Origin of the sequence: Curtobacterium sp. PhB170 (genome assembly GCF_003752345.1) — a bacterium.
GTDB lineage: Bacteria > Actinomycetota > Actinomycetes > Actinomycetales > Microbacteriaceae > Curtobacterium.
Window position 1 is genome coordinate 16,134 of the sequence record NZ_RJUM01000014.1, and the last position, 16,642, is coordinate 32,775.

The following is a 16,642-nucleotide window of genomic DNA, read 5'->3' on the forward strand; positions in this document are numbered from 1 at the left end:
GTCCTCCAGGTGATGGTCGCGCCAACATATCGGTGACACCCGTCCGCGTCCGCAGACAAGCACCAGCTGTGTACCCGTGCGCGCGTGGCCCGCCCTGTGGAGGAACGGACGAGTAGCGTCGCGCGCATGGCCAACATCGTCACGCAGATCGCAGACAAGGTACGCCCGATCGGCGTCTCCACGAACTACGGAGACCCCGTCGAGGTCGGCGACCAGACCCTCATCCCGGTGTCCCTCGGCTGGTTCGGCTTCGGGGGCGGCGGGGACGACGAGAACGGCGGCGGCGGTGGCGGCGGCGCGTCGATCCCGGTCGGCGCGTACATCCGTCGCCCCGGCAAGGACCTCGAGTTCGAGCCGAATCTCATCTCGCTCGTCGCCGTGAGCATCCCGCTCGTCTGGGTGACCGGCACCGTGCTCCGCAAACTGGTGCGCGTCCTGAAGAAGTAGCGACACATCGGACGGGAGGCCCGTGGCGGACCCGCCACGGGCCTCCCGTCCGATGTGTGGTCGCGACCCGTCACGTGGTCGCGACCACGTCTAGACTGCTGGGACACACACGGGAGTCCGGGACCGCCGGGCTGAGAGGGAGCGAGTGGCGCTCCGACCGTCGAACCTGATCCGGATCATGCCGGCGCAGGGAGGAGTCCAGCACCATGTCTTCTGGCACGTCATCAACCGTCCACACCGCACCGCGGCGATCGCTGCGCTGGCGGGTCGTCGACATCGTCGTCGCGAGCGTGCTCGCGGTGGCGCTCGGCGTCGTCTTCCGGCTGTGGGAGTTCGGCTACGAACCCATCAGCGCCGTCATGGACCTCGTCCTCCCGGGAACGAAGGCCCTGTTCGGCGGAGTGTGGTTGCTCGCCGGGCCGCTCGTCGCGATCGTCGTCCGCAAGCCCGGCGCCGCGCTCTACGGCGAGATGGTCGCCGCGTCCGTCGAGGCACTGTTCGGCACGCAGTGGGGGTGGCTGACGCTCGAGGCCGGACTGGTCCAGGGACTCGGTGCCGAGATCGTCCTCGCACTCTTCCTGTACCGCGTGTACCGGCTGCCGGTCGTCGTCCTGGCGGGCGCCGCAGCCGGCCTCGCGCTCGGCATCAACGACACCGTGCTGTGGTACCCGGGTCTCGACGCCGCGTTCAAGGTCGTCTACGTCGTGAGCGCGATCGTGTCCGGTGCCGTCATCGCGGGCGCCGGCTCGTGGCTGGTCGTCCGCGCGCTCGCACGCACCGGCGTGCTGTCGTCGTTCGCGGCCGGCCGGGAGCACAGCCGGCGTCGGCCCCGCGAACTGGTGTGACGGTGTCCGCTCCGTCGTCGACGTCCCCGGACGTCGTCGGCGTGCGCGCCGCGCGCATCGCGTTCCGCGACTGGGGGTGGCGCTACCCCGAACGCGCCGAGTGGGCCGTCCGCGGCGTCGACCTGACCGTCGAGCCGGGGGAACGGGTCGCGATCGTCGGGCCGTCCGGCTCCGGCAAGTCGACGCTGCTCCGGGCAGTGGCCGCCGTGCTGCCCGACGAACCCGACCCCACCGACGACACCGCTGCTTCCGTGCAGGGCTCGGTCCTGGTCGACGGTGCCGACCCCCGCGCGGTCCGCGGGCGTGTCGGCCTCGTCATGCAGGACCCCGAGGCGCACACCGTGATGTCGCGGATCGGCGACGACGTGGCCTTCGGGTGCGAGAACCTCGGCGTCCCGCGCGACGAGACCTGGGCACGGGTGCGGGCGGCGCTCGCGGTCGTCGGGCTCGACCTGCCGCTCGACCGTTCGACCGCGATGCTCTCCGGCGGCCAGCGGCAACGACTGGCGCTCGCCGGGGTGCTCGCGATGCGTCCGGGAGCCCTCGTGCTCGACGAACCCTGCGCAAACCTCGACCCGGCCGGCGTGGCCCAGGTGCACGACGCCGTCCGCGCACTGCTCGACGAGACGGGGGCGACCCTGCTCGTGGTGGAGCACCGGATCGGCACCTGGCTCGACCTGGTCGACCGACTCGTGCTGCTCGAACCCGGCGGCGGGGTCGTCGCGGACGGCGCGCCTGCCGAGGTGCTCGCGCGCCACGGCGCCGCGCTCACCGCGGCCGGGGTGTGGGTGCCCGGCGCCGAGCCCGAGCGTGGTGCGGCCCGCGGGCGGATCCGTGCGGCTGCGCGAACGGGCGAAATGCCCGAGTCGGCTGCCGAAGGGACCGCGGCATTTCGCCCGCTCGGCGAGGGGGCCGGAGAGGTGGCGGGCGACGAGTTCCGTGCGGCTGCGCGAACGGGCGAAATGCCCGCGTCGGCTGCCGGGGGGACCGCGGCATTTCGCCCGCTCGGCGAGGGGGCGGGCGCGGGCGTCGGGGCGGGGGCGGGCACTGGGGCGGGCGCGCTGCTCGTGGCGCGGGACCTCGGGACTGCCCGGGGCAAGCGACAGCGGGTGGGCAGCGGGATCGACCTCGAACTCCGAGCCGGGCAGGTCCTGGCGATCACGGGGCCGAACGGGATCGGCAAGTCGACGCTCGGCCTCACGCTCGCGGGGCTCCTGCCGCCGGCCGCGGGGGAGCTCGCGGCCACGACGGACCTCGCCGCAGGCCTCGACCCAGCGCCGCACACGTGGTCGAGCCGCGAACTCGCCGCCCGCATCGGCACCGTCTTCCAGGACCCCGAGCACCAGTTCGTCGCCGGCTCCGTCCGCGAGGAGGTCGAGGCCGGCCCCCGCGCGATCGGTGCTCCGGACTCCACGGGTCGGGCGGACGTGCTCCTCGGCGAGTTCGGCCTCGCCCACCTCGCCGACGCCAACCCGTTCACGCTCTCCGGCGGCGAGCAGCGACGGCTCGCCATCGCCGCGGTCGTCGCCGCGCGGCCGCCGGTCGTCGTGCTCGACGAACCGACCTCCGGGCAGGACCGGTCCACGTGGGACGCCGTCGTCCGGCACCTCGGAGCACTCGCCGACGCCGGCACCACCGTCGTCGCCGTCACGCACGACCGCGACCTGATCCGGGCGCTCGACGCCGATGAGGTCGTGCTCGCGGCGGACGGCGCCCGGCGTGTGGACCGCGACCAAGGGGGTGCGACGGCGACCACCCCGGAGACGGGGCCGACGTCGACGGGCCGAACCGCGCCTCCAGGCCGAACCCACGCGACGACCGCCACCGCGACCGATCCGCCCGCGCCCGCCACCGACCGGACAGACCACCGCCGCGGTGTCCGCGCCGTGCAACCGGTGGCCTCGCTCGTCGGCGTCCTCGCGCTCGGCGTGTGCCTCGTGCTGAGCCTGGACGTCGTGTCCGCAGCCGTCGCCCTCGCTGTCGAGCTCGCGCTGCTGCCCCTCCTGCGGCTGCCGGTGCGGACCCTGCTGCTGCGGGTGTCACCGATCCTGGTGGCAGTGCCGCTCACGGCGGTGAGCATCGCGCTGTACGGGCGGCCCTCCGGACGGGAGTGGTTCGACTTCGGCTTCGCCCACGTCACCGACGGGTCGCTGACGCTCGCCCTGGCGACGGCGCTCCGCGTGCTCGCGGTGGGGCTGCCCGCGGTCGCGTTGTTCATCCGCGTCGACCCGACCGACCTGGCCGACGGGCTCGCGCAGGTGCTGCGGCTGCCGGCGCGGTTCGTGCTCGGGGCCCTCGCGGCCATCCGGATGATGACGCTGCTGGTGGACGACTGGCGGCAGCTCGCGATGGCGCGGCGTGCGCGGGGTCTTGCCGACACCGGACGGCTGCGGCGCGGGGCGTCGATGGCGTTCGCGCTGCTGGTCCTGGCGCTGCGACGGGCGACGACGTTGGCGGTGGCGATGGAGTCGCGCGGGTTCGGGGCTCCCGGGCGACGCACGTGGGCGCGGGCCGCACGGTTCGCGTGGCCGGAGTGGGCGATGGTGGCGGTGCTCGTCGGGATCGGTGTCGCGTCGATCGCAGTCGCCGTGGCAGCGGGGACCTGGCGTGCGTGAGTCGACGGACCCGGTGGACCCGGCGGACCCGGCGGACCAGGTGGACCCGGCGGACCCGGTGGACCCGGCGGACCCGGTGGACCCGGCGGACGGCGAGGGCCTCGCCGCAGGCGTCGCTGCGGCCGCGGCCGGTGCTGCGGCGGCATCGGGCGGGCGCCTCGTGGTCCTCGTCGACGGCCGCTCCGGCACCGGCAAGACGACTCTCGGCGATCAGCTCGCGCAGCTGCTGGGGGCGCAGGTCGTGCACCTCGACGACCTCTACTCGGGGTGGGACGGACTCCGCGCGGCGGCCGACGCCGTGGTCCGCGACGTGCTCGGGCCTCCCAGCGGGTACCGCCGGTGGGACTGGGTCGCCGACGGCCCGGCGGAGTGGACCGCGGTCGACCCCGACCTGCCGATCGTGATCGAGGGTTGCGGGGCGGTGTCCCGGGCGTCGGCGCCGCTGGCCTCGTTGGCGGTGTGGCTCGAGGCCGACGACGCAGTCCGCTGGGACCGGGCGATCGGCCGCGACGGCGACACCTTCGCGCGCGAGTGGGACCGGTGGGCGGCGCAGGAGCAGGACTTCATCGCCGCCGAGAACCCGGCGTCCCTGGCCGACGTGGTGCTGCGGACGTAGCGGACCGGCCGGCGCGACCAGCTGGCCGCGCCGAGTCTCGGGCCGGCCGCGCCGAGTCTCGGGCCGGCCGCGCCGAGTCTCGGGCCGGCCGCGCCGAGTCTCGGGCTGAGCGACAGTTCACGGACGCCCGAGCGCGAGAACTGTCGCTCACCGCGAGACTCGGCCCCGCGCAGCGCCCCGCGCAGCGCCCCGCGCACCGCCCCGCGCACCGCCCCGCGCCCGCGCGACCGGATCCACCGCGAACACCGCCGCCACGATGGTCAGCACCGCGTACACCCCGAGGTACCCGCACAGGATCCACGGCGAGCCCCCACCGAGCTCCACGAACACCGCGGCCAGCAGCGGCGTGAGTCCCACCGAGAAGATCGACCCGATCTGGTACCCGAGCGACATCCCCGAGTACCGCCGACCGGTCGGGAACTGCTCCGCGAACCAGGCTGCCTGCGGCCCGTAGATGCTGTCGTGGAAGACGCACATCCCGATCAGCGCCACGAGCGGCAGCAGCACGAGCGGCCCGGCGTCGAGGAACGCGAAGAACGGCCAGATGAGCACGGCGATGCCGACGGCCGACCAGATCGTGAGCACGCGGCGTCCCACCCGGTCGGACAGCCACCCCCAGAACGGCGTCGACACGAGCGACACCGCCGAGATGACGAGCACCGCCTGGAGCCCGGCGGCCGACCCTTCCTCGCCGCGTTTCGCCAAGAGGTACGTCAGCGAGTACGTCGTCAGGATCGAGTACAGCGCCGGCTGCACCAGGCGCAGTCCGGCGGTCACCAGGATCGCGCGCGGGTGGTGCCGGATCGCCTGCCAGACCGGGAACCGCTCGACCCCGCCGGAGGCCCGCAGCTCCTGGAACACCGGAGCGTCCTGCACACCGAGCCGGATCACCAGTCCGACGGCCACGATCACCGCGGAGAACAGGAACGGCAGCCGCCACCCCCAGGCCAGGAACGCCTCGTTGCCGAGCAGGGACCGCACCACGGTGAACACGCCGGTCGCGAGCAGCATCCCACCCGCCGATCCCATCTGCGTGAACGCCCCGAACAGCCCGCGGTGCCGTTCGGGTGCGTGCTCGACGGACAGCAGTGCAGACCCGCCCCACTCCGCGCCGGCGGCGACACCCTGCAGCAGCCGCAGGAACACCAGCGCGACGACGGCACCGACCCCGATGGTCGCCGCCGACGGCACGACCCCGATCAGGGTCGACGCGATGCCCATCAGCACCAGGGACGCGACGAGCAGCTTCTTCCGCCCGATCCGGTCACCCAGGTGGCCGGCGATCACTCCGCCGAGCGGCCGCGCCACGAACCCGACGCCGTAGGTCGCGAACGACGCGATGACCCCGACGGCCGGCGTCACGGACGGGAAGAACGTCGGTGCGAACACCAGCGCCGAGGCCGTCGCGTACAGGTAGAAGTCGTAGTACTCGACCGTCGTGCCGACGAACGAGGCGAGGGCGACGCGACGGCGGGTCGCGGTGGTCGACGGTGCGGCGGGACGGCCGGGAGGCGCGGTGACGGTGCTCGGGGTCGGCATGCCTCAGGAGCATGGTCGCCTCCAGGGCCGGGGGGAACACCGCGCGTAACGGAAGGTCACGTCGCTGTCGTCCGGCGGTGCCCGCCGACCACGATGGGGTGCATGAGCGATGCACCGAACCGACCGCTGCGCTTCGCGGCCTTCGTCATGAACACGACGTCGCACATCCAGCACGGCCTCTGGCGGCACCCGGACGCCCGCCAGGCCGACTTCGACGACGTCACGCTCTGGACCGACCTGGCGAGGACCCTCGAGCGCGGCAAGTTCGACGCGATGTTCTTCGCCGACGTCGTCGGGACCTACGGGCCGGGGCGCGGCGACTACTCGACCAACCTGCGCGAGGGGCTGCAGATCCCCTCGGACGACCCCTCGGTGTTGCTCTCCGCGCTCGCCGTGTCGACCGAGCACCTCGGCCTGGCGTTCACGTCGAGCGTCATCCAGTCGCACCCGTTCGACTTCGCCCGCAAGGTCTCCACCCTCGACCACATCACCCGGGGCCGGATCGGCTGGAACGTCGTCACGAGCGCGCTCGACAGCGCCGCCCGGAACTTCGGCGCCGACCGGCTCGAGGAGCACGACGAGCGCTACGTCTGGGCCGAGGAGTACCTCGAGGTCTGCGCGAAGCTCTGGGAGGGCTCGTGGGAGGACGGCGCCGTGCTGAAGGACCCGGTGCGTGGCTACGCCGACCCCGACAAGGTGCACCGCATCGATCACCACGGGAAGCGCTACGACGTGCAGGGGCCGCACCTGAGTGCGCCGAGCCCGCAGCGGACGCCGGTGCTGTTCCAGGCCGGCTCCTCGCCCGCCGGTCGGGCCTTCGCCGCACGGAACGCCGAGGCCCAGTTCATCCTGACCTCGAACCGCGACGCCACCGAGCAGCTCATCCGCGAGACCCGCGACCTCGCCCAGGCAGCCGGGCGTCGGCGGGAGGACATCGCGTTCTTCCTCGGGCTGACCTTCGTCACCGGGTCCACCGAGGCCGAGGCGAAGGCCAAGGAAGCGGAGATCGACGAGTACCTGGCCGCCGACGGGTTCCTGGTGCACTCGAACCTCGGCTTCGACCCGGACACCGGCGAGGCCCTCGACCCGGACACCCCGCTGTCCGAGGTCCGCACCCACGCCGGGCAGTCGCACCTGCAGTGGCTCCGCGAGGCCGCCGGCGACCGCGAACCGACCATCGCCGACCTCGCCCGCCTGTCCGCCAAGCTCCGTGCCCGGGTCGTCGGCACGCCCGACCAGATCGCCGACGAACTCGCGGACTGGCAGCGCGTCGGCGTCGACGGGGTGAACGTCATCAACTGGACCCTGCCCGGCTCGTACGAGGAGTTCGTCGACCACATCGCGCCCACCCTGCAGGAGCGTGGGTTGATGCAGTCCGAGTACCGCGAGGGCACCCTGCGCGAGAAGCTCTTCGGGCACCCGCAGCTGCCGGACTCGCACCCCGCCCGGCAGTGGCGCGGCGCGTTCACGGGCGGCGCGAGCGCGACCGTGACGGCGCCTGCGAACGCGGCACGTGCCGTGGAGGTGACCGCATGACGGACGCGACGACGACCGACGGACGGGTGACGGGCCTCCCGGCCGATCGTCTGGCGACCCTGCGCGAACGCTTCGCACCCGTGTTCGCGACCATCCGCGAGGGCGCGGTCGAGCGCGAGCTCGCCTCCGGCACCCCCGGCGACCGGCCGTTGCCGCACGCCGAGGTCCGCGCACTCGCCGACGCCGGGTTCGGGCGGCTGCGCGTCCCCGAGGACCGCGGCGGGTTCGGCGTGAGCCTGGTCGAACTCGTGCACCTGGTGGCGGACCTGGCGGCCGCGGACTCGAACATCGCGCACCTGTGGCGGGGGCACTTCGGGTACACCGAACTCGTGCTGCTCCGGCGATCGTCGGCCGGACGGGATGAGTGGCTCCAACGCATCGTCGACGGGGCGATCGTGGGGAACGCGACCTCGGAGCGGACCGGGACGACCCTGGCCGACATCTCGACGACGGTGACGCCGGCTGGCGATTCCCTCCGTCTCGACGGGCGGAAGTTCTACTCGACCGGCACGCTCTACGCCGACTGGATCTACCTGGCGGCGGACCGCTCGGGGGACCGCGTGACGTTCGCCGTGCCGGTCGACGCGCCGGGCGTGACGAGCGTCGACGACTGGGACGGGTTCGGCCAGCGGCTGACCGCCTCCGGCACCACGGTCTTCGAGGGTGTGCCGGTCGACCCCGCCGTGGTGTCGGCGTACAAGGACGCACCGCTGTCGCACATCCAGGCCTTCTTCCAGCTGTACCTGCTGGCCGTCCTGGCCGGCATCGGACAGGCGGTGTCCGACGATGCGGTCGCCTTCGTGCGGCCGCGGACCCGGACGTACATCCACGCGAACGCGGCGACGCCGGGGGAGGACCCGCAGGTGCTGGCGGTCCTCGGTCGGTTGTCCGCCGGGGCGTTCACCGCCCGGTCGCTCGTCGTCGCGGCCGCGGGGCTGCTCGACCAGGTCGTCGCGACGAACGAGCCGGGGGTCGGGGTCGACCACGTGCTGCTCGATGCCGCCGAGAACGCCGTGTACCAGGCGCAGGTCGAGATCGGGCCGCGGGTTCTCCGGTCGTGCTCTGAGCTGTTCGAGGTCGGCGGGGCGTCCGCTGCCGACCGGACGCGCGCGCTGGACCGGCACTGGCGGAACGCGCGCGTCGTGGCGTCGCACAACCCGGCCGTCTACAAGGAGCGGCTCGTGGGGGAGTACGCGCTGCACGGGCGGGGGCCGGTGGACGCGTGGGAGAAGTACCACGAGGTGGGGCCGACGCGGTTCTGAGGGGCGCGGGGGCTGTCCGGGCGGAGGCGGCGAGACTCGGCGTGGGCGACACTTCTCGCGTCCCGAGCGCCGAGAAGTGTCGTGCAGCCCGAGTCTCGGCCCCCGCGCGACGAGTCTCGGGGCGCCTACGCCCAGCCGAGCTCGTGCAGCCGCTCGTCGTCGATGCCGTAGAAGTGCCCGATCTCGTGCACGAGGGTGGTGTGCACCTCGTCCTTGAGCTCCTCGACGGTGTCGCACTCGGCCAGGTGCTGCTTGCGGAACACCACGATGCGGTCGGGCAGCTCGCCGAAGCCGTACTGCCCGCGCTCGGTCGCCGCGATGCCGTCGTACACGCCGAAGAGCTCTTCGCCGTTCTCCGGCTCGTCCTCGACCACGAACACCACGTTGTCGAGCCCGTCGACCATCTCGTCGGGGAGCAGGTCGAGTTCGTCGGTCACGAGTTGCTCGAAGTCGTCGGCGGACATCTCCATCACGCAGGGATCGTCCCACACCGCCCTGACCACTCGCGGCGAAGCCGCACGGCGCCGGAGGCGCCCAGACAAACACTGAGGGAGAGCCCCGGTTGCGTCACACGCAACAGGACTCTCCCTCGACTGGGGTGAATAACGGGTCTCGAACCCGCGACCTCCTAGACCACAACCAGGCGCTCTACCAACTGAGCTATATCCACCATGCACACACCGGCGGACCGGCGCGACCACTCAATAGTAGTACATGCTGCGGGCGGTGCCGACCACCCGTGTCGTCACTCGGCCGCAGGCTGTGCCAAGCGCGGTTCCCACTTCTCGACGACCTCGGCCTGGACGGCTCGCACCTCGTCCGTGGTCGGCCCCGGCTCGGCGACGAAGCCGGCGCGGCGGTAGTACTCGAGCTCGCGGATCGACTCGAGGATGTCCGCGAGGGCACGGTGCCCGCCGTGCTTCTCCGGCGAGTTGAAGTACACGCGCGGGAACCAGCGGCGGCAGAGCTCCTTGATGCTCGACACGTCGACGCTGCGGTAGTGCAGGTGGCCGTCGACGCGGGGCATGTACTTGGACAGGAACGCCCGGTCGGTGCCGATGGTGTTGCCGGCCAGGGGAGCGGTGCCCTCGGCCGGGACGTGCTCGAGGATGTACTCGAGCACCTGGTACTCGGCGTCCGCCAGGCTGACGCCGTTCGGGATCTCCTCGATGAGTCCCGACGTGACGTGCATGTTCGTCACGAACTCGTTCATGTTGTCGAGCGCGGACTGGTCCGGCTTGATCACGATGTCGAATCCGGGGTGCACGGGCTCGAGGTCGAAGTCGGTGATGACCACGGCCACCTCGACGAGTTCGTCGACCTCGAGGTCGAGGCCGGTCATCTCGCAGTCGATCCAGACGAGGCGGTCATTCGCGGTTGCCATGTGCACGATCCTATTCCCGGCCCGCGCGCGCCCCGTGCGCAGGTGGTGCGCGGCCGCTGTGGGGCTCGCGTCCGCGGCTGGTGCGCGGTCGCGTGCCCCGAACCCGCGAGCGGGCGAAATGCCCGGGTCGTGTCGCGGGGCACACGGGTGTTTCGCCCGCTCGCGGGCGCGGCGGTGCCGGAGGCGCGTGTGGCGGTGGTGGTGACGGCCTGGAGGCCCGGTTCCGGTCCGCCGGGCGGGCGCCGCGCCTCCCGGCTGGTCGCGTCCAGTGCGCGCACCGCGAGCGGGCGGAATGCCGCGGTTGCGCGGCGGGGTGACGCGGGCATTTCGCCCGCTCGGCGAGGCGCTCGGCGAGACCCTGGGGAGGGGCTGCGCTCTGGCCACTCCGCGCCAGCGCGAGCGGGCGGAATGCCCGGGTCGCGTCGGGAGGCACCCAGGTGTTTCGCCCGCTCGGCGAGCGGGCCGGCCGAGGGGGCGGGGCGGACGCACGCCCGGCGGTGACGATGACCACCTGGAGGCCCGGTGGCTGTCCGTCGGACCGGCGCCGCGCCTCCAGGCTGGTCGCGCCCAGTGCGCAGAGCGCGAGCGGGCGAAATACCCGGGCCACGTTGCAGGGGACCCAGACATTCCGCCCGCTCGCGGCCGGCCAGCCGGGCGGACGACGGCAGGCGGACGTGCGTGGGCAGAGCGCGAGTGGGCGAAACACCCGGGCTGCGTCGGGAGGCACCCGGGTGTTTCGCCCGCTCGCGGAAGCGGCAGCGGGGCGGGGCGGGGCGGGGAGGGTGAGCTGTGCGGCTAGGACATCTCGCCGGCGCCGATCGCCTCGGCCTCGATGCGCTCTGGCTCGGCACCGTCGTCCACGCGGCGCAGGACCTTCGTGGTGCAGAGGATGACGACGAACGCGACGGCGACGGACGCTCCGGCGAAGACGTACGCGGCCGAGGGGGCGTACGCGTCGGCGAGCAGGGTCGCGACGGGCGGGGCGATGGCGCCGCCGATGAAGCGGACGGCCGAGTAGGCGCTCGAGGCGACCGAGCGGGGCAGGTCCGTGGCCTCCATGACGCACTCCGTGAGCACCGTGTTCAGAACACCGAGCACGAGTCCACCGATGATGACGCAGATGATGAGGCCGACCTGCGAGTCCACGACGACGGCCGCGGCGAAGAGGTCGAGTGCCAGCAGGGGCAGCGCGATCTTCAGCACCGTCGTCCTGCGGAGACGGGCGGTGAGCATCGGGGCGACCCAGACGGAGGTGATCGCGAGACCGAGCCCCCAGCCGAAGAACGTGAAGCCGATGCCGAGCGCACCGAAGCCGAGCGGGAACGGCGTGTAGGCGAGCAGGACGAAGAAGCCGATGTTGTAGAAGAGCGCGGTCGCGGCGAGTGCGGCGAGCGCGGGACGGCCGAGGGCGCGGAACGGCGCCGAGAGCTTCGTGGGCGTGGGCTTCTCGAGGCTGCCGGTCTTGAGGAGCGCCACGATGGCGATGAACGCGACGGCCATCAGGGTGGTGACGCCGAAGAACGGGCCGCGCCAGCTGACCGACCCGAGCAGGCCGCCGACGAGCGGGCCGACGGCGATGCCGAGGCCGAGCGCTGCTTCGTACAGGATGATCGCCGAGGCGGTCCCGCCCGACGCTGCACCGACGATGGTCGCCAGGGCGGTGGAGATGAAGAGCGCGTTGCCGAGGCCCCAGCCGGCACGGAAGTCGATGATGCTCCACACGCTGTTCGACGTCGCGGCGAGGACCGAGAACACGACGATGAGCGCCAGGCCGATGAGCAGCGTGCGCTTCGCGCCGATGCGGCTCGAGACCCAGCTCGTGAAGAACATCGCGACGCCGGTGACGGCCAGGTAGCTCGTGAAGAGCAGTTCGGTCTGCGCCGGGGTCGCCTTGAGCGATCCAGCGATCGCGGGGAGGATCGGATCGACGAGGCCGATGCCCATGAAGGCGACGACGCAGGCGAAGGCGATCGCCCAGACCGCTGAGGACTGCTTGAGGATGGAGCCGGACTGGCCGGCAGGTGCGTGGGCGTTCACGCGGTGGTCTCCGTTCTGGTGTTGGTGCGCTGGGCGATCAGGACGGACGCGTGGTGCAGCACGTCCCAGTCGTCGTCGGTGAGGTCGGCGAACAACGGGCCGACCGTGTCGGTGAGCGTGGCGCGCCAGGCGGTGAGCCGGGCGCGCCCCGCGTCGGTGATCTCGATGAGCTGGCCGCGGGAGTCGTCGGGGTCGACGCTCCGCGTGACCAGGCCGTCGGCGAGCATGCCCGTGACGAGCCGGGTCATCGTGGGCTGCGCCACGCGCGAGGCCGCCGCGAGTTCACCGAGCCGGAGCGGCTCGTCGGACTCGAGGATGCCGAGCGTGCGCCAGACCGCGGCCGACGTGGTGTTGCCCGTCGACTGCGCGGCGCTGCGGATCAGGCGGTTGACGGAGACGAGGAGTGTCTCGATCGTCTGCGCACGCGTTGTTTCCATAGCTGAACTATATAGCAATGCTATGCGTTCTGCAACAGACCGCAACAGACCGCATCAGGGGCCGCCTGGTAGAAGGGATGCATGAGCGACATCACCATCCACGAAGGCGACGAGTACACCGCGATCTTCCACGGCGGACCCTTCGACGGCACGACCGACACCCGCACCGCGACGAGCGACGCGCTGGACGACGAGGTCACGGTGTTCGCCGACGTCGAGGGCCTGCAGACGGCCTTCACCTACCGCGCCACCAAGTCCCGTCAGGTCCTCGACCAGACCTCGGTCGAGTTCACCTACGAGCCGGGGGAGTCCGACCCGGTGGACGACCTCGCCGACCGCGGCGACCGCAGCGGCGAGTTCGACCGGGAGTAGAACCCCGCGCCGCCGCGTTGCACGGTCACATGCAGCTCGACCTCTGGACGTCCGCCTTCTGTGCGCCGTGCGCCGCCGCCCGCCGGGTGTCGGCCGAGGCGTCGGCGCTCGTCCCCGGGCTCGCCGTGACCGAACGCGACGTGGCGTCGTACCCCGATGACGCAGAGGACCTCGGCATCCGTTCCACGCCCACGATCATCGTGCGGCGGGAGGACGGGGCCGAGGTCTTCCGTTCACCCGGCGTCCCCACCCGCGACCAGCTCCTGCTGGCGATCGCCAAGGCCCTCTGACGCGGCGTGCGCCGCGCCGCCCGCCACGCGCTCGCCGCCCGCGCCGCCCGCCACGCGCTCGCCGCCCGCGCCGCCCGCCGCCCGTTGGGAAGTCGGCGCCGCCACCACGACCGGCTCCGGCGGGTCGACCAGCGCCGTGGCTTTCCGCGCCAGCCGCTTCGTCGTCCGGATCGGCGCCCCGATCACGAGCGCGAGCCAGCCCAGCGCCGAGCGGTCCGCTCCGCCCAGGGCGTTCTTCCGCTCCCAAGCCCGGCGCAGCACCCCGCCCCGGCTGCGGCGTGCGGGTTCCCGGTCGACGAGGGTCCCGGCGTCCCGCTGCACCATGAGCTCGGTGAGCCGGCGCTGCCAGTCGTCGTCCGAGGCCGGGTGGAAGTAGTTGTCCTGCATCCAGCTCGGGCGGACCGTCCCGAACCGGCCGTCCACCAGGTCGACCGAGTCGCCCTCGAGGCCGCTCGACACGAACACCTCGTTGATGAGGTGGCGGCCGATGCCGAAGTCCGTCAGCGTCAGCGCGGGCACACCACGTGCGGCCGCTTCGAGCACCGCCGTCGAGCTGATCGTCACGAGGGCCACCGCACGGTCGAGGTGTTCGGCCATCGGCCCGCTCTCGACCACGAGGTTCGCCGGTGCGTCGGCCGGCACGAGGTCGGGGTAGGGGTGTTCCTCGCGGTGCGTCTGGTGTTCGCCGGCGGCCGCGCGGGTCTTGATCACGACGCGCCACTCCGGGTGCTGCCGTGCGGTCGCGACGAGCCACTCCACGACGAGGGCCCGGTCGACGCGCTCCAGCGGGACGCTCGGCTGGGCTGCGAAGACGACGGCGTCGCGGACGGGCGCACCGTTCGCGCCCGTGCTGGCGCTCGCGGTCGCGCCCGTGCTCCCGCTCCGGGCGAAGGGCAGCGTGGCGAGCGCGAAGTGCGGCTCGACACCGCCCCCGATCGCCATCTCCTCGTACGCCCGCACCTCGCGGTGGCTGTGCAGCACGAACAGGTCGGCACGCGCACGGAAGAAGATGCCCTTCCACTTCGCCGGGAACGAGATGCCCGGCAGGCCGGACACCAGCACCGGCCGGTCCGGGATCCGGCGGTGCACCTCGTCGATGACGAGTTCGGCGACCGGGCCGATCAGGGACACGAGGACGGCGTCGGGCGGATCGACGCGAAGCTCCTCGACGACGGCATCGACGTCCTTCGGCGTCGGCGGAGTCGTCCGCAGGTGCGCGAGTCGTGCGTCGAGCCCGCGGAACGCCGAGCGCAGCTGCTTCGCGCTGGCCGAACGCGGCGTCGCGACGGTCCGCAGGTCGAGGTCCCAGCCGGCCGGCGCCGCCGCGAGCAGGTGGGCGCCCCACTTGGCGAACGAGTCGGTGTCGACCAGGGCGACCACACGTCGGCCGCGGGGTGACGGGCCGGACGGGAGGCGCGCCTCCCATCCGACGGTCGACGCACCCCCGTCAGCCGGCACGTCCAGGGCGCCGGTCTCGTCGACCGGGCCGCTCACGCGGTCGCTGCTCACGTGGTCTCTGCTCGCGTGGCTTCCGCTCACGCGCCGACGCGGCGCAGCTTCGCGAGCGGCGCCCGCTCGCCCGGGAAGATCCGCTTCACCCCGTCGCCGAGCGCGGTCTCGATGATCCGGATGTCCCGCGCCAGGGTCTTCAGGCCGTGCGGCTCGAGCGAGGCCGCGTGGTCCGAGCCCCACATCGTGCGGTCGAGCGTGATGTGCCGTTCGACCGCGGTGGCGCCGAGGGCAACGGCGGCGATCGAGATCTGCAGCCCCGGCTCGTGGCCGGAGTACCCGACCGGAACGCCCGAGTAGCGGTGCGCGAGGGTGTCGATCATGCGCAGGTTCGCCTCCTCGGCGGGGAGCGGGTACGTCGACGTGGCGTGCATGAGCACGAGGCGGTCGGTGCCGAGGGCGTCGACGGCGGCGTCGATCTGCTCGAGCGTCGACATGCCCGTCGACAGGATGACGGGCTTGCCGGTCGCGGCGACGGCCGCGAGCATCCCGAGGTCGGTCACCGACGCCGAGGCGATCTTGTACGCGACGACGTTGAGGTCCTCGAGGAAGTCCACTGACGGCTCGTCCCAGGGGGAGGCGAACCAGTCCAGGCCGCGCAGCGTCGCGTGGTCGCCGATCTCGATGTACTGGTCGCGGTCGAACTCGACGCGGTAGCGGTACTCCAGGTAGGTCATCTCGCCCCACGGGGTGCTGCGGGGCGTGTTCTTCATGTGCTCGGGGGTGGAGATCGCCGGAGTCCGCTTCTGGAACTTGACGGCCTGCAGCCCGGCGTCGGCGGCGACGTCGATGAGCTGCTTGGCGATGTCGACGTCACCGTTGTGGTTGAGGCCGATCTCGCCGATGAGGTACGCGGGGTGGCCCGCGCCGATCGTGGACGTGCCGATGGTGACGGTCATGGTGCTCCGTTCAGTGCGGGGGCTGCCCGCGTCGGGGATGGGTCGTGATCGTGGTCGTGGTCGGGGATCTGGGGAGCGACGACATCGGCCGCGGCTTCGGCCGTGACATCGGCCGCGGCTTCGGCCGTGATCAGGTCGGTCTCGTCGTCGATGTCGATCGCGCCGGCGGGGTCGACGGCGATGAGCTCGACGCGGCCGTGGAAGCGGTGCCGGTGCTGCCGGAAGCCGTCGGTCCGCATGACGTACGAGGCGCCGGTCTCGCGGTACTCGGCCGCGCGGTCCTGGCGACGCGGACGGATGGCCGCGTCGTGGTTCACAGCGACGGCGGAACCGTCGTCGGCGATCCGCCACAGGAACGCGTGCGACGGCGCTGCGGCGAACACGACATCGGCGTGCCCCTCCGAGACGCGCCGGATCGCCGTGTCGAGGTCGTCCGGGTCGATGAACGGCGAGGTCGCCTGCAGGAACACCAGGACCTCGGGCAGCGCACCGCCGGCGGCCTCGAGTTCGTCGAGCACGTGGAGCAGCGCGGACTCCGATGACGCCTGGTCGCCCGCGAGGTCGGCCGGCCGTCGGACCACGTCGGCACCGGCGGCGCGGGCCTCGGCGGCGATGGCGTCACCGTCGGTCGTGACGACCACGGCGTCGATCAGTGCTGCGCTGCGTGCCGACTCCACGGCCCGGCGGACGAGCGACCGACCTCCGACCGTCCGGAGGTTCTTGCCCGGGATGCCCTTCGAGCCGGCGCGTGCGGGGACGACGGCGAGGACGGTGGCAGAGGAGTGCATCTCCCGGACGGTACGAAGCGCGGGTGTCCCGGAGGCGAACTGCGGGCAGACGACGGCCGAACCGTT

At 72.7% G+C, this 16,642-nt stretch carries 16 protein-coding genes, 1 tRNA gene and 1 riboswitch; of the genes, 8 read left to right on the forward strand and 9 right to left on the reverse strand.

The annotated features are described in order from the left end of the window. Window positions 1-126: 126 nt before the first annotated feature. The 4 genes from EDF40_RS17145 to EDF40_RS17160 all read left to right on the forward strand — a co-directional run bounded on the left by EDF40_RS17145 (window position 127) and on the right by EDF40_RS17160 (window position 4,523). On the forward strand, window positions 127-447 hold the full coding sequence (locus tag EDF40_RS17145) for a hypothetical protein (RefSeq protein WP_111086838.1): 321 nt from the start codon (window positions 127-129) through the stop codon (window positions 445-447). Between the two features lie 99 nt (window positions 448-546). Continuing rightward, a riboswitch (TPP riboswitch) is annotated at window positions 547-658 on the forward strand. Then, window positions 654-1,292: an ECF transporter S component gene (locus tag EDF40_RS17150; protein WP_123341133.1), complete on the forward strand. Its 639-nt coding sequence runs from the start codon at window positions 654-656 to the stop codon at window positions 1,290-1,292. (Overlaps the previous riboswitch by 5 nt.) A 2-nt stretch (window positions 1,293-1,294) precedes the next feature. Next, window positions 1,295-3,907 carry an ATP-binding cassette domain-containing protein gene (locus EDF40_RS19635; RefSeq protein WP_221180498.1) on the forward strand — a complete coding sequence of 871 codons (2,613 nt, stop codon included), beginning with the start codon at window positions 1,295-1,297 and terminating at the stop codon, window positions 3,905-3,907. Then, a complete protein-coding gene (locus tag EDF40_RS17160; protein WP_311316765.1) occupies window positions 3,900-4,523 on the forward strand; it encodes an ATP-binding protein in 624 nt (207 codons plus the stop codon). The genes EDF40_RS19635 and EDF40_RS17160 overlap by 8 nt, the downstream gene beginning before the upstream one ends. 147 nt (window positions 4,524-4,670) lie before the next feature. Here EDF40_RS17160 and EDF40_RS17165 read toward each other — a convergent pair whose 3' ends face one another. Next, window positions 4,671-6,062 carry an MFS transporter gene (locus EDF40_RS17165; RefSeq protein WP_123341131.1) on the reverse strand — a complete coding sequence of 464 codons (1,392 nt, stop codon included), beginning with the start codon at window positions 6,060-6,062 and terminating at the stop codon, window positions 4,671-4,673. Window positions 6,063-6,164: 102 nt separating this feature from the next. Here EDF40_RS17165 and EDF40_RS17170 point away from each other — a divergent pair, with 102 nt between their 5' ends. Then, on the forward strand, window positions 6,165-7,598 hold the full coding sequence (locus tag EDF40_RS17170; RefSeq protein ID WP_123341130.1) for an LLM class flavin-dependent oxidoreductase: 1,434 nt from the start codon (window positions 6,165-6,167) through the stop codon (window positions 7,596-7,598). Beyond that, window positions 7,595-8,860, forward strand: a complete 1,266-nt coding sequence (locus tag EDF40_RS17175) for an acyl-CoA dehydrogenase family protein (RefSeq protein WP_123341129.1) — start codon at window positions 7,595-7,597, stop codon at window positions 8,858-8,860. The genes EDF40_RS17170 and EDF40_RS17175 overlap by 4 nt, the downstream gene beginning before the upstream one ends. A 125-nt stretch (window positions 8,861-8,985) precedes the next feature. On the opposite strand, the gene EDF40_RS17180 is transcribed toward EDF40_RS17175, so the two are convergent. The 5 genes from EDF40_RS17180 to EDF40_RS17200 form a co-directional block, all read right to left on the reverse strand. Beyond that, the gene (locus EDF40_RS17180; RefSeq protein ID WP_123341128.1) at window positions 8,986-9,330 is read right to left on the reverse strand and encodes a metallopeptidase family protein; all 345 of its coding nucleotides are present in this window, start codon (window positions 9,328-9,330) and stop codon (window positions 8,986-8,988) included. A gap of 124 nt (window positions 9,331-9,454) precedes the next feature. Further along, window positions 9,455-9,530: transfer RNA gene (locus EDF40_RS17185), tRNA-His, on the reverse strand. A gap of 75 nt (window positions 9,531-9,605) precedes the next feature. Continuing rightward, window positions 9,606-10,244 carry an oligoribonuclease gene (gene orn / locus EDF40_RS17190; protein ID WP_123294017.1) on the reverse strand — a complete coding sequence of 213 codons (639 nt, stop codon included), beginning with the start codon at window positions 10,242-10,244 and terminating at the stop codon, window positions 9,606-9,608. A gap of 795 nt (window positions 10,245-11,039) precedes the next feature. Then, complete coding sequence (locus tag EDF40_RS17195) at window positions 11,040-12,281, reverse strand: MFS transporter (protein WP_123341127.1); 1,242 nt, start codon at window positions 12,279-12,281, stop codon at window positions 11,040-11,042. After that, window positions 12,278-12,718 carry a MarR family winged helix-turn-helix transcriptional regulator gene (locus EDF40_RS17200; RefSeq protein WP_123341126.1) on the reverse strand — a complete coding sequence of 147 codons (441 nt, stop codon included), beginning with the start codon at window positions 12,716-12,718 and terminating at the stop codon, window positions 12,278-12,280. Before EDF40_RS17200 ends, EDF40_RS17195 begins: the two co-directional genes overlap by 4 nt. 81 nt (window positions 12,719-12,799) lie before the next feature. On the opposite strand from EDF40_RS17200, the gene EDF40_RS17205 reads away from it, so the two are divergent. Together EDF40_RS17205 and EDF40_RS17210 are read left to right on the forward strand one after the other, a co-directional pair. After that, on the forward strand, window positions 12,800-13,090 hold the full coding sequence (locus EDF40_RS17205; RefSeq protein ID WP_111086801.1) for an oligoribonuclease: 291 nt from the start codon (window positions 12,800-12,802) through the stop codon (window positions 13,088-13,090). Between the two features lie 29 nt (window positions 13,091-13,119). After that, window positions 13,120-13,380 carry a thioredoxin family protein gene (locus tag EDF40_RS17210; RefSeq protein ID WP_123313641.1) on the forward strand — a complete coding sequence of 87 codons (261 nt, stop codon included), beginning with the start codon at window positions 13,120-13,122 and terminating at the stop codon, window positions 13,378-13,380. On the opposite strand, the gene EDF40_RS17215 is transcribed toward EDF40_RS17210, so the two are convergent. The 3 genes from EDF40_RS17215 to EDF40_RS17225 are packed head-to-tail and all read right to left on the reverse strand — an operon-like array spanning window position 13,324 to window position 16,576. Next, window positions 13,324-14,889 (reverse strand): DUF6716 putative glycosyltransferase, encoded by a 1,566-nt coding sequence (locus tag EDF40_RS17215; RefSeq protein ID WP_123341125.1) that lies wholly within the window; start codon window positions 14,887-14,889, stop codon window positions 13,324-13,326. The genes EDF40_RS17210 and EDF40_RS17215 overlap by 57 nt on opposite strands. Window positions 14,890-14,915: 26 nt before the next feature. Continuing rightward, window positions 14,916-15,788, reverse strand: coding sequence for an N-acetylneuraminate synthase family protein (locus EDF40_RS17220; protein WP_123294011.1), 873 nt, complete (start codon window positions 15,786-15,788; stop codon window positions 14,916-14,918). Further along, window positions 15,785-16,576, reverse strand: coding sequence for a cytidylyltransferase domain-containing protein (locus EDF40_RS17225; protein WP_123341124.1), 792 nt, complete (start codon window positions 16,574-16,576; stop codon window positions 15,785-15,787). The genes EDF40_RS17220 and EDF40_RS17225 overlap by 4 nt, the downstream gene beginning before the upstream one ends. Window positions 16,577-16,642 lie beyond the last annotated feature (66 nt).